The organism is Prevotella sp. MGM1 (assembly GCF_002933775.1).
Taxonomy (GTDB): Bacteria; Bacteroidota; Bacteroidia; order Bacteroidales; family Bacteroidaceae; genus Prevotella.
The window spans coordinates 1-985 of the sequence record NZ_BEWV01000080.1; the positions used below are offsets into that span (position 1 = coordinate 1).

The 985-nt window shown below is 54.4% G+C and carries 1 protein-coding gene; it reads right to left on the reverse strand.

Translation table 11 applies throughout. The features are described from left to right. Window positions 1-190 precede the first annotated feature (190 nt). Window positions 191-985, reverse strand: a 795-nt coding sequence (locus MoGM_RS02365) for a glycosyltransferase (RefSeq protein WP_104368604.1), incomplete at its 5' end; no start/stop codon positions are given.

A 985-nucleotide genomic window follows, 5' to 3' on the forward strand; every position in this document is an offset into this window, starting at 1 on the left:
GTGTATGACAGCGTGGGGTTGAGTATCGACAGCGCCACGCAGTATATCACATAGTGAATGAGCGACGACACAGTGCCCGTCACCCCGAAGCGGAATATCCGCCAGAACTCGGTCCTGATTTTCCCTTTCGCGCTTTCTTTCATCTTCCGCCGGTTTTGTTGTCTGTTACCGATATGCCTGTTCCCGGTTCTCAGTCGAGTGTCTCCTTGATGTTATATAGCGGCCTGTTCTTTACCTCTTTGTATATTTTTCCTATGTAAACGCCTATGACACCTATCGAGATGAGCACTATTCCGCCTACAAACCATATACTAAGTATCAGCGATGACCATCCGGGCACGGCCGTTCCCGTGATGAGTGCGTGCAGCACATAGATGCCTATCAGCATGCTGATGATTATGAATACCACGCCGAGCCACACAATGCCGTATATCGGTTTTACCGAGAACGACGTTATTCCGTCGAGCGCCAGGCCGAGCATCTTGCCCAGTGTGTATTTCGACGAGCCGGCCTCACGCTCGCTTATCACGTCGTCTACCGTTGCCGATTGCAGTCCTATCAGCGGGATGAGGCCGCGCAGGTAAACATTTCGTTCGCCGTATCCGGCCAGCATGTCGAGCGCCCGGCGGCTCATCAGCCTGAAGTCGGCATGGTTGTATATACATTCCACGCCCATGCCGCTTTGCAGTTTGTAGAACGTCACTGCCGAGAGGCGTTTCATCAGCGGGTCGGCGTCACGCTTCACCTTTACTCCGTAGACTATGTCGTTGCCCTCCTTGAAGAGCTTTATCATGCGGGGAATGGCATCGAGATCGTCTTGCAGGTCAGCGTCGACGCTGACAACAATGTCGGCTCTGCGCCGAGCCGACATCAATCCGGCCATAAGCGCGTTCTGGTGGCCCACGTTGCGGGCGAGGTTGAGGCCTTTTATCCTGTTGTCGGCGGCGTGCAGCCGCTCGATGATTTGCCATGTGCTGTCACGGCT